Raw genomic sequence first — 25,031 nt, 5'->3', positions numbered from 1 at the left:
TCGTGGAAGGTAGCTACTAGTTGGTATGTGAATTAGGCGCGAGGAGCCAGTGCCTCGCCGATCTCTCTACGGAGCCGTCGCCATGGGGCACTACAAGTCGAATCTCCGCGACATCGAGTTCAACCTCTTCGAGGTCCTCGGGCGCGACAAGCTGTACGGCACGGGTCCGTTCGCGGAGATGGACGCGGACACCGCCAGGAGCATCCTCGAGGAGATGACGCGCCTCGCGGAGAACGAGCTGGCGGAGTCCTTCGCCGACGGCGACCGCACCCCGCCGGTCTTCGACCCCGCGACGAACACCGCGCCCGTCCCGGCGTCCTTCAAGAAGAGCTACAAGGCCTTCATGGAGTCGGAGTACTGGCGCCTCGGCCTCCCCGAGGAGATCGGCGGCACCACCGCGCCGCGCTCCCTGATCTGGTCCTACGCGGAGCTGCTGCTCGGCGCGAACCCGGCCGTGTGGATGTACGCCTCCGGCCCGGCGTTCGCCGGCATCCTCTTCGACGAGGGCAACGACGTACAGAAGAAGATCGCCCAGATCGCGGTCGACAGGACCTGGGGCTCCACCATGGTCCTCACCGAGCCGGACGCCGGCTCGGACGTGGGCGCCGGCCGCACCAAGGCGGTCCAGCAGGAGGACGGCTCCTGGCACATCGAGGGTGTGAAGCGGTTCATCACCTCCGGTGAGCACGACATGGAGGAGAACATCCTCCACTACGTCCTCGCGCGCCCCGAGGGCCACGGCCCCGGCACCAAGGGCCTGTCCCTCTTCCTCGTACCGAAGTTCCTCTTCGACTTCGAGACGGGCGAGCTCGGCGAGCGCAACGGCGTGTACGCGACGAACGTCGAGCACAAGATGGGCCTCAAGGCCTCCAACACCTGCGAGATGACCTTCGGCGACCGCCACCCGGCCAAGGGCTGGCTGATCGGCGACAAGCACGACGGCATCCGCCAGATGTTCCGGATCATCGAGTTCGCCCGCATGATGGTCGGCACGAAAGCCATCTCGACCCTGTCGACCGGCTACCTCAACGCCCTCGAGTACGCCAAGGAGCGCGTCCAGGGGCCGGATCTGGCCAACTTCATGGACAAGACGGCGCCCAAGGTCACCATCACGCACCACCCGGACGTCCGCCGCTCGCTGATCACGCAGAAGGCGTACGCCGAGGGCATGCGCGCCCTGGTGCTCTACACGGCCTCCGTCCAGGACGAGATCCAGGTCAAGGAGGCGGCCGGCGAGGACACCGCCGCCCTGGAGGCCCTGAACGACCTGCTCCTGCCGATCGTCAAGGGCTACGGCTCCGAGAAGGGCTACGAGCAGCTCGCCCAGTCGCTGCAGACCTTCGGCGGCTCCGGGTTCCTGCAGGAGTACCCGATCGAGCAGTACATCCGCGACGCCAAGATCGACACCCTGTACGAGGGCACGACCGCGATCCAGGGCCAGGACTTCTTCTTCCGGAAGATCGTCCGCAACCAGGGCGCGGCCCTCAACTCCCTCGCCGAGGAGATCAAGAAGTTCCTGGCGCCGGGCACGGGCGGCGAGGACCTGGCGGTGGCACGCGAGCACCTCGCCAAGGCGGCCGTCGAGCTGGAGGCGATCGTCGGCCTGATGCTGACGGACCTCGCGGCGACCGAGCAGGACGTCAAGAACATCTACAAGGTGGGCCTCAACACCACCCGCCTGCTGATGGCCTCGGGTGACGTCGTCGTCGGCTACCTGCTCCTCAAGGGCGCCGCCGTGGCCGCCGAGAAGCTGGAGACCGCGTCCGCGAAGGACGTCCCGTTCTACCAGGGCAAGATCGCGGCGGCGAAGTTCTTCGCGGCCAACGTCCTGCCGGGCGTCACCGGCGCCCGCAAGCTGGCGGCCGGCGTGGACCTCGACGTGATGGACCTGGACGAGGCGGCCTTCTGAGCCACCGGCCTGCCACCGGCCGACCACCGGTCAGTCATCGCACAAGTACGGCGGCCCGCACCCGGGTTCATGCTCGGGGGCGGGCCGCCGCCGTCGGTCCTCCGGCTGAACCAGGACACATCCCCACGGTCCGTCCGGTGTCCGAAAACTGACTCCCGAGCCAGTTGTCCCGCCTTCACACCCCCGTTACGAGGGCCCGCTCGCCATCCCAGGGAGCGGGCGCCGTTACGTCGTTAAGGTGAACCCCATGAGCGCACCCCACCGCTTCGACCGCGGCCTCACCGACGACCTGATGTCCTTCCTGGCGGCGAGTCCGTCGCCGTACCACGCCGTGGCGAACACCGCCCAGCGGCTGGAGAAGGCCGGCTTCCGCCAGGTCGCCGAGACGGACGCCTGGGACGCGGAGAGCGCCGCGTCCTCCACCGCGGTCAGCGGCGGCAAGTACGTGCTGCGCGGCGGCGCGATCGTGGCCTGGTACGTCCCCGAGGGCGCCGCGCCGCACACCCCCTTCCGGATCGTCGGCGCCCACACCGACTCCCCCAACCTGCGCGTCAAGCCGGTGCCGGACCTCGGCGGACACGGCTGGCGCCAGGTCGCCGTGGAGATCTACGGCGGACCGCTGCTCAACTCCTGGCTCGACCGCGACCTGGGCCTGGCCGGCCGCCTCACCCTCCGGGACGGCACCTCGCGCCTGGTGAACATCGACCGGCCCCTGCTGCGAGTCCCCCAGCTCGCCATCCACCTCGACCGCGCGGTGAACACCGACGGCCTGAAGCTCGACAAGCAGCGCAACATGCAGCCGATCTGGGGCATGTCGGACGACGTCCGGGAGGGCGACCTGATCGCCTACCTCGAACAGGAGTCCGGACTCGCGCCGGGCGAGGTCACCGGCTGGGACCTGATGACCCACTCCGTGGAACCGCCCGCGTACCTGGGCCGCGACCGGGAGCTGGTCGCCGGCCCGCGCATGGACAACCTGCTGTCCGTACACGCCGCCACGGCGGCACTGGCAGCCGTAGCCGCAAGCTCCCACGAACTCCCGTACATCCCGGTCCTCGCGGCCTTCGACCACGAGGAGAACGGCTCGCAGAGCGACACAGGCGCGGACGGCCCGCTGCTCGGCGGTGTGCTGGAGCGTTCGGTGTTCGCGCGGGGCGGATCGTACGAGGACCGGGCAAGGGCGTTCGCGGGCACCGTGTGCCTCTCCTCCGACACGGGCCACGCCGTCCACCCCAACTACGCGGAGCGGCACGACCCGACGCACCACCCGCGTGTCAACGGCGGCCCCATCCTCAAGGTCAACGTCAACAACCGCTACGCCACGGACGGTTCGGGCCGCGCGATCTGGGCCGCTGCCTGTGACAAGGCCGGCGTCCCGTTCCAGAACTTCGTCTCCAACAACTCCATGCCCTGCGGTACGACGATCGGCCCGATCACCGCCGCGAGACACGGCATCAAGACGGTCGACATCGGCGTGGCGATCCTGTCGATGCACAGCGCGCGGGAGTTGTGCGGCGCCGACGACCCGCACCTGCTCGCCAACGCCCTGGTGGCTTTCCTGGAAGGGTAGTCACACCGCCGCGCATACCTGTCCCAGGGCCGGGCACCCGAATGCCACCGGAACAACCGGATACACCGGACCGACCGGCGACGACCGGACCCGGACAGGGAGGCAACACTCATGAGCCTCGGCGGATGCATCATCCTCATCGCCGTGGGAGCCATCCTCACGTTCGCGACCGACTGGGAGATGGAGGGGGTCAACCTCGACCTGGTCGGGGTCATCCTGATGATCGTCGGGCTGATCGGCGCCCTGGCGTTCCGCAGTGTGGCCAGGCGCAGGCGGGTCCTGATCCCGCCCTCGACGACGGTGATCGACGACGACCGGCACCACGGCTGAGCGCTGCGCGACTCTGCTCATACTCTGCTGAACTCTGCGCCCATCGGCGTACCCGTGGCGTCCGGCGGCGTCGGGGACGCGGTGGCGGGGAAGCGGTGAGGACATGAGATTCCTCGTACGCGACCGGCTGCTCGGCATCGGCGACGACTACTGGATCGAGGACCGGCACGGCACCAAGGTGTACCTGGTCGACGGCAAGGCGATGCGACTGCGGGACACCTTCGAGCTGAAGGACACCGAGGGCCGGGTCCTGATCGACATCCACAAGAAGATGTTCGCCGTGCGGGACACGATGGTGATCGAACGGGACGGCGCCCCGCTGGCGACGATCAGACGCAAACGCCTGTCCCTGCTGCGCAACCACTACCGAGTGACACTGGTGGACGGCACGGAACTGGACGTCAGCGGCAAGATCCTGGACCGGGAGTTCGCGGTCGAGTACGACGGCGAACTCCTGGCCCAGATCTCCCGCCGCTGGCTCCACCTCCGCGAAACCTACGGAGTGGACGTGGTACGCGAGGACACGGACCCGGCACTACTGATCGCGGTGACGATCTGCGTAATCCACCTGGCAGAGAAGGAACGTACGGACACCTGAGATCCTTTTCAGCCCCGGCCCGCACCCCCAGCCCGTCCGGCGATTGAGGACAAGGCCCGTCCAGGGCCGTAGGGGGGCCTGGGGGCACAGCCCCCAGAAAGGGATGGGACGGGTAGGGGCGGCGGGGGCGAAAAACCCCACGTCACCGCACCCGCGCCGGCACCGCAACCCCCAACACCCGATCCTTCAACGCCGGAAACTGCTCCCGAGTCTCCCCGACCTTCCCCGCCTCGAACTCCACCCGAAGAACCTCCTCACCCCCACCGGCCTCCCCCAACACCTCACCCCACGGATCAACCACGATCGAGTGACCGGCCTGCGGAACCCCCGCATGCGTCCCAGCCGTTCCACAAGCAAGGACGAACGCCTGGTTCTCGACCGCCCGCGCCTGAGCCAGCAACGTCCAGTGGGCCCGCCGCCGCTCAGGCCACCCCGCCGAGACCACGAGCGTCTCGGCACCGGCGTCGACGAGACCACGAAAGAGCTCGGGGAAACGGAGGTCGTAGCAGGTGGCGACGCCGACAGTCGTCTCGGGTAGGGAAACGGTGACCAGTTCCGCGCCCGCGCCCATCAGCACGGCCTCACCCTTGTCGAAGCCGAAGCGATGAATCTTGCGGTAGGCGGCGGCCAGCTCACCGGCGGGGGAGAAGACGAGGGAGGTGTTGTACAGCGGCCCATCGGGGTCCCGCTCCGGAATCGAGCCGGCGTGCAGCCACACGCCCGCGTCGCTCGCCGCCTTGGCCATGGCTTCGTACGTCGGCCCGTCCAGCGGCTCGGCCTCCGTCGCGAACAGCTCGTAGGCGAAGGCCCCTGTCGTCCACAGCTCGGGCAGTACGACGAGGTCGGCGCCGGATTCTTCCCGCACCAGCGAGGCCACACGCCTTCGGCGCGCTTCGACCGATTCGCCCTCTTCTACACCGATCTGGATGAGCGAGGCGCGCACACTACCACCGTCCTGACATTCGAGCCGTTCACACGGGCCTACGATCGTCACACGAAAGCACTGCCGGGGTGCCTCACAGCAGCGTAACTTAACGTTCCAAGACACCCGCCGACAGCCGTCCCGCCCGCGCCTTCGTACCGCCGACAACGCCGTCGACACCCGCCGTCATCCGCCGTCACCACTGCCCGCGTACCGACCGCCCGAGGGGTCCCGTTCCGTGAGTCTGCATCCCACTCTCCAGCCCTACGCCGACGCCTGGACACACTCCATCGAAGCGATATCCGAGCTGGTGGCACCGCTCGTGGAGAGCGAGTGGAACCGCAGGACCCCATGCCCGGGCTGGTCGGTCCGTGACGTGGTCTCCCATGTCATCGGCATGGAGACGGAGATGCTCGGCGACCCGCGTCCCATCCACACCCTCCCGCGCGACCTCTACCACGTCACCAACGAGCAGCAGCGCTACACGGAGATGCAGGTCGACGTACGGCGGCACCACACGGCCCCCGAGATGACGTCCGAGCTGGAGTACACGGTCATCCGCCGCAACCGCCAGCTGCGCAACGAGTCACGGGAACCGGGCGCGATGATCCGCGGCCTGCACGGCCAGGAGACCGCCCTCGTGGACGCCATGCGCAACCGCGCGTTCGACGTGTGGGTGCACGAGCAGGACCTGCGCACCGCCCTCGGCCAACCCGGCAACCTCGACTCGCCCGGCGCGCACGTCGCGCGGGACGTGCTGCTGGCCCGGCTGCCGAAGGTCGTCGCCAAGGACGCGGGGGCGCCGCGCAGTTCGGCGATCGTGTTCGACGTGCACGGCCCGATCGAGTTCCTGCGCACCATCCGCGTCGACATCAACGGCCGCGGCACCCTGGAAACGGCCCCGGCCCTGGGCCCCGCCGCCAGCTTCGCCCTCGACTGGGAGACATACTTCCGCCTGGCCTGCGGCCGGGTGACCCCGGAGTCCGTGGCCGACCGAGTAAAGGCGGAGGGCGACCCGGGCCTGACAAGGGCGATCCTGAGCCACTTCTCAGTGACACCCTGAGGGTCACCTACCAGCCCGTCCGGCGTTTGAGGACGAGGCCGTTCAGGCCGAAGCGGGGGCCTGGGGGCGGCAGCCCCCAGACACGCCCACACCAACACCCCGCACCTACACAGGAACGTGCACTGTCGACACCCTGCTGACAACCAACCGTTCCCGTTCCCGCCGCGCCGCCCGCTTCCGCAACCGCAGGATCTGGCTGACGCCAACCCCCTGCAGCAGGAACACGAACGAGAACGCGGCGGTGTAGTTGCCCCCGGTCGCGTCCAGCAGCACACCGACCGCGAACAGCGTGGTCATCGAGGCGACGAAACCGCCCATGTTGGTGATCCCGGACGCCGTCCCCTGACGCTCGGGCGGATTGGCCGGCCGGGCGAAATCGAACCCGAGCATCGACGCGGGCCCGCAGGCACCGAGCACCGCGCACAGCGTCACCAGCAGCCACATCGGGGCGTGTTCGACCTCGGCCACCGCCGGGTAGGCGAGCGTCACCGCCCACATCACCGCCGTGGCCCCCACCGTGCCCAGCGCCAGCGGCAGCCGCGCGGTGTGGTGCCGGGCGACGATCTGGCCGTACACCAGTCCGATGACCATGTTGGAGAGCACGACGAGCGTCAGCAGCTCTCCCGCCGTGGCCCGCGTGAGCCCCTGGGCCTCCACGAGGAACGGCAGGCCCCACAGCAGCAGGAACACCATCGCCGGGAACTGGGTGGTGAAGTGCACCCACAGCCCGAGCCGCGTCCCTGGCTCACGCCACGAGGCGGCGATCTGCCGGCGCACGTACGCGGCTCCCTGGTGCGGGAACGGCTCCGGCTCGTGTCCCTCCGGGTGGTCCCGGAGGAAGGCGACCAGCAGAACCAGCACCACCACGCCCGCGACGGCGCTGCCCGCGAAGGCCGCCGTCCATCCGACGCCGTGCAGCAGCCGCGCGATGACGAGCGTCGAGACGAGGTTGCCCGCCATCCCGGCCAGCCCCGCCAGCTGCGCGATCATCGGCCCGCGCCGCGCCGGGAACCACCGGGACCCCAGCCGCAGCACGCTGATGAACGTCATCGCGTCGCCGCACCCGAGCAGCGCACGGGAGGCGAGAGCGGTGCCGAACGACGGGGAGAACGCGAACCCCAACTGCCCAGCCGTGAACAGCAACACTCCGATGGTCAGCACCTTCCTCGTGCCGAGCCGGTCGACGAGGAGCCCCACCGGGATCTGCATACCCGAGTACACGAGGAGCTGGAGGATCGAGAAGGTGGACAGGGCGGACGCGTTGACATGGAAACGGTCGGCGGCGTCGAGCCCCGCCACGCCCAAGGACGTACGGAAGATGACGGCGACGAAGTACACGCAGACGCCGACGGACCAGACCAGGACGGCACGACGCCCACCGGGAGGGTCACCGGGCAGCGAACCGGCACCGGCGGCGGCAGCAGACCTGGAGCTCATCGGACCTCGCCCCGCGCCAGGTTGGAGAACCAGCTGACGTGGCGGTGCACGATCGCGACCGCCGCCTCCGAGTCGCCCGAGCGCAGTGCTTCGAGGATCTCCCGGTGTTCGACGAGCGTCTTGGTGATGCGGTCGGGGTGGGCGTGCATGACGGCGACGCCCATCCTCAGCTGCCGGTCGCGCAGTTGGTCGTACAGCCGGGAGAGGATCTCGTTGCCCCCGCTGCGGACGATCTCGGCGTGGAAGCAGCGGTCGGTCACTGCCGCGCCCGCGAGGTCGCCGGCGGCCGCCTGTTCGCGCTGCCGTTCGAGGAGTTCCGTGAGCCGGGCGATGAGCTGCGGCGAGGCGGGCACGGCCTTGCGGATGGCGTGTTCCTCGACCAGTTGCCGAGTCTCGACGACGTCCGCGATCTCCTGCGCGGAGACGGGCAGGACCAGCGCGCCCTTCTTCGGGTAGAGCTTGATCAGCCCCTCGGCCTCCAGCCGCAGCAACGCCTCGCGCACCGGTGTGCGCGACACCCCGACGGCCTCGGCGAGTTCGCCTTCGGTGAGCAGGGTCCCGCCTTCGTAACGGCGGTCCAGGACACCCTCTTTGACGTGTGCGTAGACGCGGTCGGCGGCGGGAGGTTGCTTGACGTGCTGAACGGCCGGGCTGCTCATGGCGACAGCATAGATACATCACGTACCCATAAGGGCGGCCGTCCGCCATATGGACCGATCCCGCGAACGGATCCCCGTTCTGGGCGTGACGTCGTCGCACGGACAGCAGTTCAACTTTCTGAAGGGTCGCGGGAACCACGCAGAGCCGTACGGCGTCCCTCGGAAAGGGAAAATCGGGGAACCCGCCTCAGTACGCGCACAACCAACTGTGCTAGTTACGAGTCACACGAGAGCGGCGGTACGCCGACTCGGCTCGGCCAGCTCGGCCGCTCTCCAGTGGCATTCGGACGATTCATACGTAATCGGGGTATTGAAGTTGATAACCGGCATCCAGGGCATCCGCTTTCGCAGAGCCGCAGCCGTCGTGGTCACCACCGGCGCCGTGCTCGCGACCGGAGCGCTCACCGCGGCGCCCGCACAAGCCGCTGTGGCCGTTCCGACGATCGTCGCCAAGGGCGGCTATCTGATGAACAACGCCAACGGCTCGACCCTGTACGGCAAGGCCGCTGACACCAGACTGTCCACCGGTTCCACCACGAAGATCATGACCGCGAAGGTCGTGCTGGCGCAGCCGAACCTGAACCTCAACGCCAAGGTGAAGATCCAGAAGGCGTACAGCGACTACATCGTCGCCAACAACGCCTCGTCGGCCCGGCTGATCGTCGGCGACATGGTGACCGTCCGCCAGCTGCTCTACGGGCTGATGCTGCCGTCGGGCTGCGACGCGGCGTACGCGCTGGCGGACAAGTTCGGCACCGGCTCGACGCGTGCCCTCCGGGTGAAGTCGTTCATCGGCAAGATGAACGCCACGGCCAGGAGCCTCGGCATGACGAACACCAAGTTCGACAGCTTCGACGGCATCGGCAACGGGTCGAACTACTCGACCCCGCGCGACCTGACGAAGCTCGCCAGCAACGCCATGAAGACCGGCGCCTTCCGCGCGATCGTGCGGACGCAGAACTTCAAGGAGAAGGTCACCACCTCAAACGGTGGCACCCGTTGGATGGCGTGGGAGAACACCAACAAGCCGCTGATGACCAGCTACGCGGGCACCATCGGCATCAAGACCGGCTCCGGCCCGCAGGCCAAGTACTGCCTGGTCTTCGCCGCGACCCGCAACGGCAAGACGGTCATCGGCACGGTCCTCGCCTCCTCGTCGATCGCCAACCGCACGGCGGACGCGAAGAAGCTGATGAACTACGGCTTCGCGCGCCTGGGCTGACACCCGGCACGCACGCATGACAGAGGGGGCCCACTTCGGTGGGCCCCCTTCGTCATGCCGTTGCCTCGCGCGCCTACGCCCAGGTGATGAGCTTCTTCGGCTGTTCCAGGATCGCCGCCACGTCCGCCAGCACCTTGGACCCCAACTCCCCGTCCACCAGCCGGTGGTCGAAGGAGAGGGCCAGGGTCGTCACCTGGCGGGGCTTGACCTTGCCCTTGTGGACCCACGGCTGCAGCCGGATCGCGCCGACCGCGAGGATCGCGGACTCGCCGGGCGGAAGGATCGGCGTGCCCGTGTCGACGCCGAAGACGCCGACGTTCGTGATCGTCACCGTGCCGCCCTGCATGGCCGCCGGCGACGTCCTGCCGTCCCGGGCCGTGGACACCAACTCACCGAGCGCCTCCGCCAGTTGCGGAAGCGTCTTGTCGTGGGCGTCCTTGATGTTCGGGACGATCAGACCGCGCGGGGTGGCCGCCGCGATACCCAGGTTGACGTAGTGCTTGAGCACGATCTCCTGGTTCGCCTCGTCCCAGGACGCGTTGATGTCCGGGTGGCGCTTGATGGCGACCAGGAATGCCTTGGCGATCAGGAGCAGCGGGTTCACCCGCAGACCCTGCATCCCGTACGACTCGGGGGCCTTCTTGAGCTCCTCGACCAGTTTCAGCGTGCGCGTCACGTCCACCGTCACGAACTCGGTGACATGCGGCGCGGTGAACGCCGAGCCGACCATCGCCGTCGCGGTCGCCTTCCGTACGCCCCTGACCGGGACGCGTGTCTCCCGCGCGCCGTCGTACGTGGCCACCGGTGCCGGTACGGCGGGAGCCGCGGCCGGTGTGGCGGGCACCGGCTCGGGGGCCGCCGGGGCCACCGCCGCGTGCACGTCCTCGCGCGTGATGACGCCGTCGGGGCCCGACGGGGTCACCGTCGCGAGGTCGACGCCGAGATCCTTGGCGAGCTTGCGCACCGGTGGCTTCGCCAGCGGACGGGCGGAGGCGACCGCGGCCCCGCCGGCGAGGGCTCCGAGGTCACTGTGGCCGTTCAGCTCCTGCTGGACCGCGGCGGCGACCTCACGGGCCGGGACCTCGGCGCCCTTGCGGGGGCGACGCTTGGTCGAGGAGGCGGCCACGCCGTAGCCGACGAGGACCGGCTGGCGGGCCTGCGGCTTCTCCTCCCCGGCCGCGGTCGGTGCGGAGGCGGGCGCCGGAACCGTCGCCTTGGCGGCCTGTGCCGGAGCCGTGTCACCGGCGCCGCCGGTGACGTCCACCGCGATGATCGACGTACCCACGTCGACCGTCGTGCCCTCGGGGAAGTGCAGGGAGCGCACGACCCCGTCGTACGGGATGGGCAGTTCGACGGCCGCCTTGGCGGTCTCGACCTCGCACACCACCTGTCCGTCGGTGACGGTGTCGCCCGGCTGGACGTACCACTTGAGGATCTCGGCCTCGGTGAGTCCCTCGCCCACATCGGGCATGGTGAACTCGCGAACGGACGCGTCTGTCATCGTCGTCACGTCCCTCTCCTCAGTACGCCAGCGAGCGGTCGACGGCGTCGAGCACCCGGTCCAGGCTCGGTAGGTACTCCTCCTCGAGGCGCGCCGGCGGGTACGGGGCGTGGTAGCCGCCGACCCTGAGCACCGGGGCCTCCAGGTGGTAGAAGCAGCGCTCCGTGATCCGGGCGGCGATCTCCGCGCCCGAACCGAAGAACACCGGCGCCTCGTGCACCACGACCAGACGGCGGGTCTTCTCGACCGAGGCCTGCACGGAGTCGAAGTCCAGCGGGGAGACCGACCGGAGGTCGAGGACCTCCAGGGACCGGCCCTCCTCGGCCGCCGCGTTCGCGACCTCCAGGCACAGCTTCACCATCGGGCCGTAGGCGGCGAGGGTGAGATCGGTACCGGCCCGGACCACCTGGGCCTTGTGGAGCGGGCCGGGGATGGCCTCGACATCGACCTCGGCCTTGTCCCAGTAGCGCCGCTTCGGCTCGAAGAAGATCACCGGGTCGTCGCTCTGGATGGCCTGCTGCATCATCCAGTAGGCGTCCGACGCGTTGGCCGGGGACACCACCTTGAGGCCCGCCACATGCGCGAAGAGCGCCTCCGGGGACTCCGAGTGGTGCTCGACCGCGCCGATGCCCCCGCCGTACGGGATGCGGATGACGACGGGGAGCTTGATCTTGCCCAACGCGCGTGCGTGCATCTTCGCGAGCTGGGTGACGATCTGGTCGTACGCCGGGAAGACGAAGCCGTCGAACTGGATCTCCACCACGGGGCGGTAGCCGCGCAGGGCGAGGCCGATGGCCGTGCCGACGATGCCCGACTCGGCGAGCGGGGTGTCGATGACCCGGTCCTCGCCGAAGTCCTTCTGCAGCCCGTCGGTGACCCGGAAGACACCGCCGAGCTTGCCGACGTCCTCACCCATGATCAGGACCTTGGGGTCCGTCTCCAGAGCCTTGCGCAGCGATTCGTTGATCGCCTTGGCCAGGGCCATGCTCTTGGACGTCACGGTTTTCTCCGCCATGGTCATGCCCCCTCCACATCTGCGAACGACGCCTGGTAGGCGGCGAACTGGGCCCTTTCCTCGTCGACGAGCGCGTGCCCGTCGGCGTAGGTGTGCTCGAACATCGCGAAGTGGTCCGGGTCCGGCATGGCACGGACCACTTCGCGTACTCGCCTGCCCAACGACTCGCTCTCGGCCTCCAGTTCCGCGAAGAATCCCTCGTCCGCGTGGTTTGAGGCCTCGAGGTAGGTGCGCAGGCGCGCGATCGGGTCCTTGGCCGCCCAGGCCGCCCGCTCGTCGTCGTGGCGGTAGCGGCTCGCGTCGTCGGAGGTGGTGTGGTCGCCCATGCGGTAGGTGTAGGCCTCGACCAGCGTCGGACCCTCGCCGTTGCGGGCCCGCTCCAGGGCCCACTTCGTCACCGCGAGGACGGCCAGCACGTCGTTGCCGTCCACCCGTACGCCCGGGAAGCCGTAGCCCTGCGCGCGCTGGTAGAGCGGGACGCGGGTCTGGCGCTCGGTCGGCTCGGAGATGGCCCACTGGTTGTTCTGGCAGAAGAACACCACGGGGGCGTTGTAGACCGAGGCGAAGGTGAAGGATTCTGCGACGTCGCCCTGGCTGGAGGCGCCGTCCCCGAAGTAGGCGATGACCGCCGAGTCGGCGCCGTCCTTGGCCACGCCCATCGCGTAGCCGGTGGCGTGCAGGGTCTGCGAGCCGATGACGATCGTGTAGAGGTGGAAGTTGTTGGTGTTGGGGTCCCAGCCGCCGTGGTTGACCCCGCGGAACATGCCGAGCAGGTTGGTCGGGTCGATGTCCCGGCACCAGGCGACGCCGTGCTCACGGTAGGTCGGGAAGACGTAGTCGTCGGGCCGGGTGGCCCGGCCGGAGCCGATCTGGGCGGCCTCCTGACCGAGCAGCGACGCCCACAGACCCAGCTCGCCCTGGCGCTGAAGGGCGGTGGCCTCGGCGTCGAAGCGGCGGGTCAGCACCATGTCCCGGTACAGGCCGCGCAGGTCTTCGGAGGTGAGGGCGGCGACGTACGGGTCGTAGGCGGCGTTCTCGACGCGCCTGCCCGCGGGGGTCAGCAGCTGGACGAGGTCCGGGTCGGCGACCGCCCCGGCCGTCTTCGTGGGTTTCGCGGCCGGTTTCTTGGCGGCGGCGCGTTTGCCGGTACCGGTACTGCTACTGCTACCGGTGCCAGTGCCGGTGCGGCTGGTGGTGGTGCGCTTCGCGGCCGTGGCCCTGGTCGCGGTGGCAGGGGCAGTGGCGGGCTGCGCGGCCGTGGCTGATGCGTCGGCGGCCGGTGCGTCGGCGCTCTGCGCGGTGGTGCGGGTGGTACCGGTCTTGCTTCCGGCGCTGCGTCGCGGTTTGCGCGCGGCAGTGCTCTCCACGGTCACGTGTACTCCTCCGTCGGTCCGGCCCCGGGGTTGCCGGGTAACCAGTGCGGTCACCTGTTCCCGAGACCCGTGCACGGGGTGGGTGCCGCTCGGCCGGGGACAGGCGTGACAGGTGCCCCGGCGAGCGTCCCGCAAAGCTCACGTTACCCAGTGCGCCATATTTCTATGAAACCCCCCTGACCTGCGTTTTTGCTTGGAAATCCAAGTAAATTGAGCAAGTGGGGAAGGGGCCCTGGTCACAGCCTTGCAGGGGGCCGGAACAACGGCACGTTATCCCGCGCACCCGGCCCACGGGAAGAGCCGGTATGTGAGACTGTCCCCGTGCCTGAAGACGGAAAAATCACCGTATTTCTCCTCGATGACCATGAAGTCGTCCGCCGGGGAGTCCATGAACTGCTCTCGGTCGAGGACGACATCGAGGTGGTCGGCGAGGCCGGCACGGCGGCCGAGGCCCTGGCACGGATTCCGGCCACCCGCCCGGACGTGGCCGTCCTGGACGTACGGCTCCCGGACGGCAGCGGTGTCGAGGTGTGCCGCGAGATCCGCTCCCAGGACACGGGCGTCAAGTGTCTGATGCTGACCTCGTTCGCCGACGACGAGGCCCTCTTCGACGCGATCATGGCGGGCGCCTCCGGGTACGTCCTGAAGGCCATCCGCGGCCATGAACTACTGGCGGCCGTGCGGGACGTGGCCGCGGGCAGGTCCCTGCTCGACCCGGTCGCGACCGCCCGCGTCCTGGAACGGCTACGGGACGGCGGCAACCCGGCGAAGGGCGACGAGCGGCTCGCGAACCTCACCGACCAGGAGCGGCGGATCCTCGAGCTGATCGGCGAGGGACTCACCAACCGCGCGATCGGCGAGCGGCTGCATCTGGCCGAGAAGACGATCAAGAACTATGTGTCCGGCCTGCTGTCGAAGCTGGGCATGCAGAGGCGCGCACAGGCGGCGGCGTACGTGGCCCGGATGCAGGCGGAGCGCCAGGGGCAGCCGGGGCCGGGGGACAGTGGGGGCGGCGGGGGCAGCGGGGGCAGCGGGGGCAGCGGGGGCAGCGGGGGCAGCGGCAGGGGTTTTGAGGGGTGAATCCCCGAATCGGGACTTAGGGCCTTTCTTCTCGGGGCGAGCGCCCCTGGTGTGCCCCTGCGCGCGGTGCGCACTGTAGGTGCATGCCGACCGACGAACAGCGCGCCGCCGATCTCCTCGGCCGCGTCGAACACGGCCGGGTCGCGACCAGCATGCGCGCACTGCCCTGTCTGGCGTCCGCCCGGCACATCGTCGTGGACGGACGGCTCCTGCTGCGCCTGCACGGGGGCCACGGGTATCACAGGGCGTGCGTGGGCGGCGTGGTCGCGTACGGCGCGGATGTCCCGTCCGCGCGGAGTCGCGGATCGTGGTCCGTGCAGGTCGTCGGGGAGTGCGCGGCCGTCGAACCGACCGCCGCCGAGCTCGACCGGTTCGGCCCCGCGCCCCATTCCGTGGACGGCGTCCCCTTCGATCCCGTCTACCTGAAAATCGAACCTCAGTTCGCTACGGTGCATTCGGTGATCGACCCCGACCGCCCATGACTGCATGCGACTGCACGTGATTACCTGCGACAACGTGCGACAGGCGCCCCGCGCGCACGCCCGGCTCGTGCCCTAACATCTGGCGCGTGCCGCGCTCATCTGTACCACCTTTTGCGACCCACGCGCCCCCTCTGGGCGCCCTTCTCCGCCAGTACTCCGCCGGGTCCGCGCTGACCTGCAGCCCCGTCGAACAGGGCCTGCTGAACCGCGGATACCGGCTCGCCACCACCCGCGGCGACTACTTCCTGAAGCACCACTTCGACCCCGAGACCGCCGACCCCGCCGCGATCGCCCGCCAGCACCGGGCGACCCAGCGTCTCGCGGATCTCGGCGTCCCGGTGGCCCCACCGCTGCCCGGCCGCGACGGACGTACGGTCGCCGTCATCGGCGGCCACGCCTACGCCCTGCACCCCTGGATCGACGGCCGCCACCGCCACGGCGGCCAGCTCACCACCGTCCAGTGCGCCCGACTGGGCGCGCTGCTGGGCGTGGTCCACGCAAGCCTGGAACGGGTGATGCCGAGCGGGGTCCGGGCGGTGGGCGAGCAGGGCGGGGGTGTGGGCGAGCAGGGCTGGGGTGTGGCCTGGGCCGGAACCGGAGCCAAGCCCGGGACGGGCTCTTGGGCCGGAACCGGGGCCAAGCCCGCAACGGGCTCCTGGGCCGGAGGCAAGGACAAGGCCGCAGGACAGGCCCTGCCCGGCCCGAGGGCAGCGACCGCCGGTCTGCCGCAGCCCCCGGAACAGGGCGGCGTCGCGGCGGTCGCCCCGCGACGAGACGCCGGCCGAGGGGGAGTGGCGGGCCGCCCTGGCAGAGGCGCCCACCACCGCTCCGCCGCCCGCCGGAGCGCCTCCGCCGACGGCCGGAACCGAGGCGTCACCCATGCCGAAGCTGCCGAAGAGGCCTTCGGTACGGCCCACGCCCCCGGTACGCCCGTCGAGCCCTCGCCCACAACCGACAGGCACCGTTCACACCACCCCCACGGCCCCGACCGCCCCCGCGACCCCGCCGAAACGCACCGCCCGACCGGTCCCGACCACTCCCACCGCCCCCACCACGCCGCCCCCTCCACCGACACCACCGAAACCACGGCCACGGCCGCCACCACCGACGCCCAACCCGCCGCCCCCTCCGCCGACACCCACCCAGCCCTCTCCACCGACACCACCAACACCACCGACACGGCCGCCACCACCGGCGCCCAACCCGCCTCCTCCGCCGACACCCGCCCAGCCCTCTCCGCCGACACCGCCGACACCACCGACACCACCGACACCACCGACACGACCGACGCCCACCCCTCCCCCTCCGCCAACCCCGCCGACACCTTCGCCCTCATCGACGACCTCCTGGCCCACGTCCGCCGTCACCGTCCCACCGACGCCTTCGACGAGTTGGCCCGTTACCGCCTCCTGGAACGGCGGGCACTGCTCGAGCAGCACGTGGACCGGCGACCCCCGCCGGGCGGCTCGGTCGGCTGGGTGCACGGGGACTTCCACCCGTTCAACGTGCTCTACAAGGGGGATGCCCCGGCGGCGATCGTCGACTGGGACCGGCTCGGCGTGCGGCCCCGCGCGGAGGAGGCCGTACGCGCCGCCGCGATCTTCTTCGTACAGCCCGCCGGCACGCTCGACCTGCCCAAGATCCGGGCCTACGCGCGCGCGTACCGGCGTACGGCGGGGGCCACGCCCTCCGAACTCGCCGCCGCCGTGCACCGGGTGTGGTGGGAGCGGCTGAACGACTTCTGGATGCTGCGCTGGCACTACGAGCGGGGCGACACCCGCGCCGACTCCCAGTTCCCGGCCGCCTCGGCACTCGCGGTGTGGTGGACGCGCGAGTACGACACGGTGTGCGAGGCGTTCGTGGCCTGACGCCACCGGGGGCGACGTCGTCGCAACACAACGCGCGCGTGAGCCCTCTTCGGGCCGCACGCGCGCGTGGAGGCTGGTTTCCGTCAACCGACCGGGGATTCGTGCACCCGGAGGGGTGGTCGGCGGCTCAGGGGGTGGTGCCGCCGCCGCCCTCCGTCGTACCGCCGTCCGCGTCGCCGCCACCGTCGGCGCCGCCGCTGTCGTCCGTCGGGTCCTGCGACGGCGTCGGGTCCTGGGACGGCGCCGACGCGGTTTCCGAGGGCTCCGGCGTCGACTCCACCTCCGACGGCGTGTTCGACGGCTGGCTGGAGGGGGTCGAGGAGGGTGTGTACGACGGTGTGGACGACGGCGTCCACTGGGAGGATCCCGAGCCCGAGCCGGTCCCGTCGTCCGTGGTCGTGTTCGAAGGCTCTTGGGAGGGTTCCTCGCTCGGAGTCGCCGTGGGGTCCTCGGTCTTCGCGGACGGCGAGGCGGACGGCGACTTGGTGGTGTCCGACTTCTCGCCGGTGCCCTTGCCGCCCTGGAGGGCGAGGGCGACGCCCGCCGCGACGGCGATCACGGCGAAGAACGCCAGTATCCACAGCTTGCCGCGGCCGCTTCCCCGGTTGCCGTGGCCCTCGAAGCCGCCGTCGTCCCCGCCGCCGTATCCGGCGGGCAGGATCTGCTGCGGGATCTGGGTGGTGCCGGCGTGATCGCCGGGGTGGGGGTTCATCACCGCGGTACCGGCGAAACCCGCCGAGGGGGTGTGCCGGCCGTCGTGCATGTCGACGGGCCCGGTGTTCCAGGTGCCGGTGTGGCTGCCCTGGTCGTACAGCATCTGCAGGCCGTACTGGATCAGCCCGCGCATCTCCTCGGCGGTCTGGAAACGGTCGTCCGGCTCCTTGGCGAGGGAACGCATGACGAGCCCGTCGAGTTCCGGCGGCGCGCCGTCCGAGACCTGGGACGGCGGCACCGGGATGTCCTGGACGTGCTGGTACACGACGGACAGCGGGGTCTCGCCGGTGAACGGGGGCCGCAGCGCGAGGAGTTCGTACAGCAGACAGCCGGTGGCGTACAGGTCGGAGCGGTGGTCGACGGCCTTGCCGAGGGCCTGCTCCGGCGAGAGGTACTGGGGCGTGCCCATGACCATGCCGGTCTGCGTCATCGTCGTCGACGCGCCGTGCAGCGCGCGGGCGATGCCGAAGTCCATCACCTTGACGGCGCCACCGTGCGTGATGATCACGTTGGCGGGCTTGATGTCGCGGTGCACGATGCCGTGCTGGTGCGAATAGGCAAGCGCTTCCAGCACCCCGGAGACGATGATCAGGGCCTGCTCGGGCCCCGGCGCCTCGGCGTTGATGAGGAGGTCACGAATCGTGCGCCCCTCGACGATCTCCATCACGATGTACGGGACGGACTGGCCGCCCACGAAGTCCTCGCCCGAGTCGTACACGGCGACGATCGCGTGGTGGTTGAGCCCCGCCACGGACTGGGCCTCGCGCGTGAAGCGGGCCTTGGAGATGGGGTCCTCGGCGAGGTCGGCGCGGAGCAGTTTGACCGCGACGGTCCGTCCCAGACGCACGTCCTCGGCGGCGAACACCTCCGCCATGCCGCCCCGGCCGAGTCTGTGGGTGAGCCGGTACCGGCCGTCCCCGACAAGTCCGCCGTTGCCCCACAACTCAGGCGCGTCTGACATACCGCCGCCCGCCGCCTCGGGGTCGGACGGGCCCTGAGCGCGCTGCTGTGCCATCAGTCCTCGCCGTCGTTTCTGCCCGCGGTGCGCGCGGTGTTGTTACGGTCTCCGTCGGCCACGCTACAGCCTCCGCGCAAGCCTCCGGTCCGGGAGGCGGTCCGGGAGGAGCTCCGCGAGGAGCCCTGGAACGGGGTCCCGGGCGGACCGGCCATCAAACCCGTTGCGGGTATCGTCGTGCAAATTCCGCACCCGGCCCGCGCAACCCCTGTAACGCTTCCGCGACGCTTCCTTCCCGTACGGTCACGGAACGGGCACCGAACTTGACGTGCCAGTGGCCTCCGGCAGACTTGGCCCGGAATCAGCCAATCGATCACGTGCGGCTGCGGCAGAAGCCCCGGGGGACGCTGACACATGAGCCAGGACGGCGCACACGGCCGGTACGCGGGGCAGTCGCTGGCCGGCGGGCGCTACCAGTTGCGCGACCTCCTCGGCGAGGGCGGCATGGCCTCGGTGCACCTCGCCTACGACTCGGTCCTGGACCGACAGGTCGCGATCAAGACACTGCACACGGAACTCGGCCGTGAACAGGCGTTCCGTGAGCGCTTCCGCCGCGAGGCCCAGGCCGTGGCCAAGCTCACGCACACGAACATCGTCTCGGTCTTCGACACCGGCGAGGACGACGTGGCGGGGACGACGACCCCGTACATCGTCATGGAGTACGTGGAGGGGCAGCCGCTCGGCTCCGTTCTGGACGCGGACGTACGGCAGTTCGGGGCGATGCCCGCCGACAAGGCGCTGAAGATCACCGCGGACGTGCTGGCGGCGCTGGAGATCAGCCACGAGATGGGCCTGGTCCACCGGGACATCAAGCCGGGCAACGTGATGACGACCAAACGCGGCGTCGTCAAGGTCATGGACTTCGGCATCGCCCGCGCCATGCAGTCGGGCGTCACGTCGATGACCCAGACCGGCATGGTCGTCGGCACCCCGCAGTACCTCTCCCCCGAACAGGCGCTCGGCCGGGGCGTGGACGCCCGCTCCGACATCTACTCGGTCGGCATCATGCTGTTCCAACTTGTGACCGGACGGCTGCCGTTCAACGCCGACTCACCCCTTGCGATCGCGTACGCGCACGTCCAGGAGCAGCCGGTCGCCCCCTCCTCGGTCAACCGCGCGCTGCCCCCGGCAGTGGACGCACTGGTCGCCCGCGCACTGAAGAAGAACCCGAACGAGCGTTTCCCGAGCGCCGTCGCCATGCGCGACGAGTGCCTGCGCGTCGCCGCCTCCCTCCACCCGGCCGCCCCGAACATCGTGCCGGGCGCCCCCGCGGCGAGCGGCGCGGGCGTGGCCTCGGCGGTGTTCCCGCCGGTCGACCAGGCAACTCCGCCGACACCCGGCCCCGTTCAGACCCCGTACCAGCCGACCCCGCACCCGCAGTCGCATCCGCAGCACGCGAATCCGTACGCCGCCACCCCGCCCCCGGCCTACGCGCCCCCGCAGACCCCGGCACCGGCTCCCACTCCGGTCCCGGCGTACGGCTATCCGCAGCAGGCCGCCTACCAGGCGCCCGGCGCGTACGCCCCGCAGCACACGCCCCCGGTCGGCGGGTCCGGAGGCGGGCGGAAGAGCAACACCCCGGTGATCGTGGGCTCGATCGTCGTCTCGCTCGTCGCCATCAGCGGGCTGCTCCTCGCCCTGAAGTTCGGCGGAAACGGCACCGACAACGGCGGCGGCAGCACCCCGAGCGCCTCGGCCTCGCAGACCTCGGGGTCGCAAGCGGGTACGGAGACAGGTACGGACACGGGATCGGGAGCGGAGTCCGGGTACAAGGGGCCGGACCCGGCGAAGACGATCGACGCGGAGGAGTGCTCGGAGGCGCCGGAGTCGTACACCGACCCGGACAAGATCCGGCTGCCCGACTTCCGCTTCAAGAACCTGGCCTCGGTCAAGTCCTGTTTCCAGGCGGCGGGCTGGCGGATGAAGGTCACCCGGATCGCGGAGAACACGTTCGGCAAGGACATGATCACGGACCAGTTCCCCTCCGCGGGCACGGACGCCGACCCGGAGAACATGCCGGTGATCGAGCTGAACGTGTCGACGGGCTACCCGCCGTCCTGATTGGACGGTTGTTCATGGAACGGGGCCCGGCAGCCGGTCGGTCGACGGCCGGGCCCCACTCCATGAGATCAGGGGACGACAGGCCCTAGAGGTACGGTCCGCCCGTACGTCCGCCCGTGCGCGGGTCCTCGTCGCCCTCGTGGCCGCCGACTCCCGGCGGCAGCGCACGGCGCATCTGCTCCAACTGGGCCCGCGCGGCCATCTGCTGGGCGAACAGGGCGGTCTGGATCCCGTGGAAGAGGCCTTCCAGCCAGCCCACCAACTGGGCCTGCGCGATCCGCAGTTCGGCGTCACTGGGAATCGCCTCGTCGGTGAACGGCAGCGACAGCCGCTCCAGCTCGTCGACCAGCTCGGGCGCCAGACCGTCCTCCAGCTCCTTCACCGAGCTGGCGTGGATCTCCTTGAGCCGGACCCGGCTCGCCTCGTCGAGAGGAGCCGCGCGCACCTCCTCCAGCAACTGCTTGATCATGCTGCCGATCCTCATGACCTTGGCGGGCTGCTCCACCATGTCCGTCACCGGGATCTCTCGGGAGTCGTCGTCACCGCCACCACCGAGAGCCATCCCGTCCTGGCCAACGACCAGGATCTGGGGGTTCTCCGGCGACCTTTCGTTCCTCGGCATCTCCATGCGGACATTCTCTCGCACCGGACGGTGACGGTGGCCGGTGGGTCCGTCCCGGCCACCCGTCCGACGTGCCGGACGGGCGACCGCGTGTGAGGCTGGTCCCGTCGAACCCGGTGACGGGTGACCGTCGACCGGCGACTCCGCAGCGGGAGGAGGCCACCGACATGACTCCATGGCTCCGCACCCTGCGTATCTGCGGCACCCTGCTGGCTCTGGCGGCACCCACGCTCGCCGCCCACCCCCACGGCACGACAACCCCGTACGACGCCACCCGGGCCGTCCGGCCCGCCCCCGACGCCTCCCGGGCCGGCAGCCTGGCGGGCGTGGGGCGGGAGCGTCCCGGGCGGCGGGAGTCCGCGCCGCCCGACGAGGCGACGGACGGTGCGGCCGACCCCGTCCCCGTACCCACCTCCGTCCCGGACGAGCCGGGAGACCCCGCCGCCCTGCCCGGCGCGGTCTACGGGCCGGTGCTGCGGATACTGCCGCTCGGCAGCGGTCTGGTCCTCATCGGTCTCGGCCTGGGCCTCGCCTTCCTGGCGCTGCGCCTGCGAGCCCGCAGGACGTGACCCCGGGGGCGTCGTCCTACGGGACCACCAGCAGCACCTTCCCCACGTGCGTGCTCTCCTCCACCAGCCGGTGCGCCGCGGCCGCGTCGCTCATCGGGAACTCCCGGTCGACGACCGGCCGGACCTGACCGGCTTCGATCAGCGGCCACACGTGTTCGCGTACGGCGGCCACGATCGCCGCCTTCTCGGCCGACGGGCGGGCGCGCAGCGAGGTCGCGGTGACCGCGGCCCGCTTGGTGAGGAGCGCGCCGATGTTCAGTTCGGCCTTGACGCCGCCCTGCATACCGATGATCGCGAGCCGCCCGTTGACGGCGAGGGCGCGGATGTTGCGGTCCAGGTACTTGGCGCCCATGTTGTCGAGGATGACGTCGGCACCGGTCCCGCCGGTGGCCTGCCCGAGCTCCTCGACGAAGTCCTGCTCCCGGTAGTTGACGAGGATGTCCGCGCCCAGCTCGGCGCACTGGTCGAGCTTCTCCTTCGTCCCCGCCGTCACCGCGACCCTGGCGCCGACCGCCTTGGCGAGCTGGATGGCCATGGTGCCGATGCCGCTGGAGCCGCCGTGCACGAGGAGGGTCTCGCCGGGGCGGAGGTGGGAGATCATGAAGACGTTCGACCAGACCGTGCAGGCCACCTCGGGCAGTGCCGCCGCCCGCTTCAGGTCGACTCCCCGGGGCACGGGCAGCAACTGACCCGCCGGGACGGCGACCTTCTGGGCATAGCCGCCGCCCGCGAGCAGCGCGCACACCTCGTCGCCGACGGACCAGCCGGAGACTCCGGGCCCGATCCCGGCGATCCGGCCGGCGCATTCGAGACCGGGGTACGGGGAGGCGCCGGGCGGTGGGTTGTAGAAGCCCTGGCGCTGCAGGAGGTCGGCGCGGTTGACGGCACCGGCCACCACCTCGACCAGCACCTCGCCCTCGCCGGGAACGGGATCGGGGACCTCGGCCCACACCAGCGCCTCGGGCCCTCCGGGTTCGGGAATCGTGATCGCACGCATGAGTGGACGCTACTCCCCGCCCCGGGGAAATCGGGGTGCGGTACCGGTCCGGGGGAGAGACCGTGGAGAAACGTGCGGCCGCGCGAGCGATGAGTTCTCGGCCGGCCGGCGGTCTCCCCTTGCGTCACCCCGTACGCGCAAGGACTCCGGAAGGACCCGAGACATGAGCCCACAGGCAGCCAGGGCGGGCCGGGCGGCCGAGGTGCCCGACCTCGCGATCGAGACCGCGGGTCTGGTGAAGACCTTCGGTGACACCCGGGCCGTCGACGGCGTCGACCTCGCCGTGCCCACGGGCACGGTCTACGGGGTCCTCGGTCCGAACGGCGCCGGCAAGACGACCACCGTGAAGATGCTGGCCACCCTGCTCAGGCCGGACGGCGGCGAGGCGCATGTCTTCGGCCACGACGTGGTGCGCGAGGCGGACACGGTACGCGGCAGGGTCAGCCTCACCGGCCAGTACGCGTCCGTGGACGAGGACCTCACCGGCACCGAGAACCTGGTGCTGCTCGGCAGGCTCCTCGGCCATCACAAGCGGACCTCGCGCGAGCGCGCGGCCCAGCTCCTGGAGGCCTTCGGGCTCACGGACGCGGCGGCGAAGCAGGTCAAGCACTACTCCGGGGGCATGCGGCGGCGGATCGACATCGCCGCGTCCATCCTCAACACTCCCGACCTGCTCTTCCTCGACGAACCGACGACCGGCCTCGACCCGCGCAGCCGCAACCAGGTGTGGGACATCGTGCGCGCGGTGGTCGCACAGGGCACGACGGTGCTCCTGACCACGCAATATCTGGACGAGGCCGACCAGCTGGCGTCCCGGATCGCCGTGATCGACCGGGGCAAGGTGATCGCGGAGGGCACGAAGGGCGAGCTGAAGGCGTCCGTCGGCGCCGGGTCCGTCCATCTGCGGCTGCGCGACCAGGCCCAGCGGCCCCAGGCCGAGGAGGTGCTGCGGCGGACCCTCGACGCGTCCGTGCAGCGCGAGCCCGATCCGGTGGCGCTGACGGCCCGCGTCGGTACGTCGGTCGGCGACACCGCGGCCGAGCAGGCGGCCCGCGCCCTCGCCGAACTGGCCCGCCTCGGCATCACCGTCGACAACTTCTCCCTGGGCCAGCCCAGCCTGGACGAGGTCTTCCTCGCCCTCACCGGCCACGACACGGGGGCCGACGCCCACGCGAGTACATCGAGTCTTGATGCCGGGCATCCTGGTGATGTCGGTCGTGATGATCACGATGTACACGGGCGTCTCGGTCGACACGGATATCGAGGAGGGCGTCTTCGACCGCTTCCGTACGCTGCCGATCTGGCAGCCGTCGGTGATGGTCGGCTATCTCCTCGGCGACCCCCTGCGCTACCGAACACTTGCCCGTTGCTCCATCCTTCAGGGTGGTAGTAAAGGGCACCCTGCTCATTGCGGCCAGGAGGGCTGCAGCGGCATGGCTAAGATCGCCTCATCCGACGACGAAGTTGTCGGATCTACCGCCGGACGGGCGGGAAGTGACGCCTGTGGAGGCCCCTGTAAGACCGAGCTCCCCCGGAGACCGGCAAGGGCCAGTGAAGCAGGAACCCAAGGTGGTACCGCGTATAGCGGTGCGGACCGAAATCTCCCGCCCTCGGGCAGGAGAGGGCGTCAAACCATGGCGTCCGTGGTGATGCTGACGGTTGGCAGGGTGGTGGGCGTGGTCGCCGGCATCGCCCTGCTCCTCGTCTTCTCCTTCGCCTTCTCGTGGATCTGGACGATGTTCGGGCTGCTGCTGCGCACGGAGAAGTCGGTGATGGGCGTCAGCATGATGGTGATCTTCCCGCTGACCTTCCTGTCGAACGTCTTCGTCGACCCGAGCACCATGCCCGGCTGGCTCCAGGCCTTCGTCAACAACAGCCCGATCACCCATGTGTCGTCGGCGGTACGGGAGCTGATGGCCGGCGAGTGGCCGACCGCCGAGATCGCCTGGTCGCTGGGGTGGGCGGGCCTGCTGGTGCTGGTCTTCGGCCCCGTCACGATGAGGCTCTACAACCGCAAGTGACCA

General features: G+C 70.2%; 20 protein-coding genes and 4 pseudogenes. 15 read left to right on the top strand and 9 right to left on the bottom strand.

The genetic code is table 11. From position 1 onward, the window contains the following. Window positions 1–82 precede the first annotated feature (82 nt). From ABZ855_RS01485 to ABZ855_RS01470, 4 genes are all read left to right on the top strand, one after another. Window positions 83–1,909, top strand: a complete 1,827-nt coding sequence (locus ABZ855_RS01485; RefSeq protein ID WP_360799280.1) for an acyl-CoA dehydrogenase — start codon at window positions 83–85, stop codon at window positions 1,907–1,909. Window positions 1,910–2,156: 247 nt separating this feature from the next. After that, window positions 2,157–3,479, top strand: a complete 1,323-nt coding sequence (locus ABZ855_RS01480) for a M18 family aminopeptidase (RefSeq protein ID WP_360799062.1) — start codon at window positions 2,157–2,159, stop codon at window positions 3,477–3,479. Between the two features lie 111 nt (window positions 3,480–3,590). Beyond that, window positions 3,591–3,809 (top strand): DUF6458 family protein, encoded by a 219-nt coding sequence (locus tag ABZ855_RS01475; RefSeq protein ID WP_319206050.1) that lies wholly within the window; start codon window positions 3,591–3,593, stop codon window positions 3,807–3,809. Between the two features lie 103 nt (window positions 3,810–3,912). Then, window positions 3,913–4,407, top strand: a complete 495-nt coding sequence (locus tag ABZ855_RS01470) for an LURP-one-related family protein (RefSeq protein WP_360799058.1) — start codon at window positions 3,913–3,915, stop codon at window positions 4,405–4,407. A 142-nt stretch (window positions 4,408–4,549) separates the two neighbouring features. On the opposite strand, the gene ABZ855_RS01465 is transcribed toward ABZ855_RS01470, so the two are convergent. Further along, on the bottom strand, window positions 4,550–5,350 hold the full coding sequence (locus ABZ855_RS01465) for a carbon-nitrogen family hydrolase (RefSeq protein WP_360799055.1): 801 nt from the start codon (window positions 5,348–5,350) through the stop codon (window positions 4,550–4,552). Window positions 5,351–5,567: 217 nt separating this feature from the next. Here ABZ855_RS01465 and ABZ855_RS01460 point away from each other — a divergent pair, with 217 nt between their 5' ends. Then, complete coding sequence (locus tag ABZ855_RS01460; RefSeq protein WP_360799052.1) at window positions 5,568–6,392, top strand: maleylpyruvate isomerase family mycothiol-dependent enzyme; 825 nt, start codon at window positions 5,568–5,570, stop codon at window positions 6,390–6,392. Window positions 6,393–6,497: 105 nt separating this feature from the next. Here ABZ855_RS01460 and ABZ855_RS01455 read toward each other — a convergent pair whose 3' ends face one another. Together ABZ855_RS01455 and ABZ855_RS01450 are read right to left on the bottom strand one after the other, a co-directional pair. After that, on the bottom strand, window positions 6,498–7,829 hold the full coding sequence (locus ABZ855_RS01455) for an MFS transporter (protein WP_360799049.1): 1,332 nt from the start codon (window positions 7,827–7,829) through the stop codon (window positions 6,498–6,500). Then, entirely contained in the window at window positions 7,826–8,488 is a 663-nt protein-coding gene (locus ABZ855_RS01450; protein WP_360799046.1) for a GntR family transcriptional regulator, read from the bottom strand. Before ABZ855_RS01450 ends, ABZ855_RS01455 begins: the two co-directional genes overlap by 4 nt. 316 nt (window positions 8,489–8,804) lie before the next feature. Here ABZ855_RS01450 and ABZ855_RS01445 point away from each other — a divergent pair, with 316 nt between their 5' ends. Beyond that, entirely contained in the window at window positions 8,805–9,710 is a 906-nt protein-coding gene (locus ABZ855_RS01445; RefSeq protein ID WP_360799277.1) for a D-alanyl-D-alanine carboxypeptidase, read from the top strand. Window positions 9,711–9,783: 73 nt separating this feature from the next. Here the strand turns inward: ABZ855_RS01445 and ABZ855_RS01440 are convergent, their stop codons facing one another. Genes ABZ855_RS01440 through pdhA form a run of 3 tightly spaced genes read right to left on the bottom strand, consistent with a single transcriptional unit; the run spans window position 9,784 to window position 13,599 of the window. Beyond that, window positions 9,784–11,220: a dihydrolipoamide acetyltransferase family protein gene (locus tag ABZ855_RS01440; RefSeq protein ID WP_360799043.1), complete on the bottom strand. Its 1,437-nt coding sequence runs from the start codon at window positions 11,218–11,220 to the stop codon at window positions 9,784–9,786. 10 nt (window positions 11,221–11,230) lie between these two features. Further along, window positions 11,231–12,226 carry an alpha-ketoacid dehydrogenase subunit beta gene (locus ABZ855_RS01435; RefSeq protein WP_319206064.1) on the bottom strand — a complete coding sequence of 332 codons (996 nt, stop codon included), beginning with the start codon at window positions 12,224–12,226 and terminating at the stop codon, window positions 11,231–11,233. A 2-nt stretch (window positions 12,227–12,228) separates the two neighbouring features. Next, on the bottom strand, window positions 12,229–13,599 hold the full coding sequence (gene pdhA, locus ABZ855_RS01430; RefSeq protein WP_360799038.1) for a pyruvate dehydrogenase (acetyl-transferring) E1 component subunit alpha: 1,371 nt from the start codon (window positions 13,597–13,599) through the stop codon (window positions 12,229–12,231). Between the two features lie 321 nt (window positions 13,600–13,920). Here pdhA and ABZ855_RS01425 point away from each other — a divergent pair, with 321 nt between their 5' ends. The 4 genes and pseudogenes from ABZ855_RS01425 (at window position 13,921) to ABZ855_RS01410 (ending at window position 17,029) form a co-directional block, all read left to right on the top strand. After that, window positions 13,921–14,679: a response regulator transcription factor gene (locus ABZ855_RS01425; RefSeq protein ID WP_360799035.1), complete on the top strand. Its 759-nt coding sequence runs from the start codon at window positions 13,921–13,923 to the stop codon at window positions 14,677–14,679. A gap of 83 nt (window positions 14,680–14,762) precedes the next feature. Then, window positions 14,763–15,161, top strand: a complete 399-nt coding sequence (locus ABZ855_RS01420; protein WP_360799032.1) for a pyridoxamine 5'-phosphate oxidase family protein — start codon at window positions 14,763–14,765, stop codon at window positions 15,159–15,161. A gap of 86 nt (window positions 15,162–15,247) precedes the next feature. Then, window positions 15,248–15,682: pseudogene (locus ABZ855_RS01415) on the top strand (phosphotransferase); the annotation flags it as partial. Further along, window positions 15,677–17,029 (top strand): phosphotransferase, encoded by a 1,353-nt coding sequence (locus ABZ855_RS01410; protein ID WP_360799274.1) that lies wholly within the window; start codon window positions 15,677–15,679, stop codon window positions 17,027–17,029. The pseudogene ABZ855_RS01415 and the gene ABZ855_RS01410, both read left to right, overlap by 6 nt. 127 nt (window positions 17,030–17,156) lie before the next feature. Here the strand turns inward: ABZ855_RS01410 and ABZ855_RS01405 are convergent, their stop codons facing one another. Next, a complete protein-coding gene (locus ABZ855_RS01405) occupies window positions 17,157–18,761 on the bottom strand; it encodes a protein kinase (protein WP_360799271.1) in 1,605 nt (534 codons plus the stop codon). Window positions 18,762–19,112: 351 nt separating this feature from the next. On the opposite strand from ABZ855_RS01405, the gene ABZ855_RS01400 reads away from it, so the two are divergent. Continuing rightward, window positions 19,113–20,819, top strand: a complete 1,707-nt coding sequence (locus tag ABZ855_RS01400) for a protein kinase (protein WP_360799029.1) — start codon at window positions 19,113–19,115, stop codon at window positions 20,817–20,819. 85 nt (window positions 20,820–20,904) lie between these two features. Here the strand turns inward: ABZ855_RS01400 and ABZ855_RS01395 are convergent, their stop codons facing one another. Continuing rightward, the gene (locus ABZ855_RS01395; protein ID WP_006381368.1) at window positions 20,905–21,447 is read right to left on the bottom strand and encodes a bacterial proteasome activator family protein; all 543 of its coding nucleotides are present in this window, start codon (window positions 21,445–21,447) and stop codon (window positions 20,905–20,907) included. A gap of 161 nt (window positions 21,448–21,608) precedes the next feature. Between ABZ855_RS01395 and ABZ855_RS01390 the strand changes: the two genes are divergently transcribed. Beyond that, entirely contained in the window at window positions 21,609–22,010 is a 402-nt protein-coding gene (locus ABZ855_RS01390) for a hypothetical protein (RefSeq protein WP_360799026.1), read from the top strand. A gap of 16 nt (window positions 22,011–22,026) precedes the next feature. Here ABZ855_RS01390 and ABZ855_RS01385 read toward each other — a convergent pair whose 3' ends face one another. Next, the gene (locus ABZ855_RS01385) at window positions 22,027–23,007 is read right to left on the bottom strand and encodes an NAD(P)H-quinone oxidoreductase (protein WP_360799023.1); all 981 of its coding nucleotides are present in this window, start codon (window positions 23,005–23,007) and stop codon (window positions 22,027–22,029) included. Between the two features lie 163 nt (window positions 23,008–23,170). On the opposite strand from ABZ855_RS01385, the pseudogene ABZ855_RS01380 reads away from it, so the two are divergent. The 3 pseudogenes from ABZ855_RS01380 to ABZ855_RS01370 all read left to right on the top strand — a co-directional run. Continuing rightward, window positions 23,171–24,169: pseudogene (locus ABZ855_RS01380) on the top strand (ATP-binding cassette domain-containing protein); the annotation flags it as partial. A 25-nt stretch (window positions 24,170–24,194) separates the two neighbouring features. Beyond that, a pseudogene (locus ABZ855_RS01375) lies at window positions 24,195–24,359 on the top strand (ABC transporter permease); the annotation flags it as partial. 315 nt (window positions 24,360–24,674) lie between these two features. Then, window positions 24,675–25,028: pseudogene (locus tag ABZ855_RS01370) on the top strand (ABC transporter permease); the annotation flags it as partial. Window positions 25,029–25,031 lie beyond the last annotated feature (3 nt).

The sequence above is a fragment of the Streptomyces sp. NPDC047042 genome (genome assembly GCF_040644035.1).
GTDB lineage: Bacteria > Actinomycetota > Actinomycetes > Streptomycetales > Streptomycetaceae > Streptomyces.
Note: the sequence above shows the minus strand (reverse complement) of the source record. Positions and strands in the feature narration are given on the sequence as shown.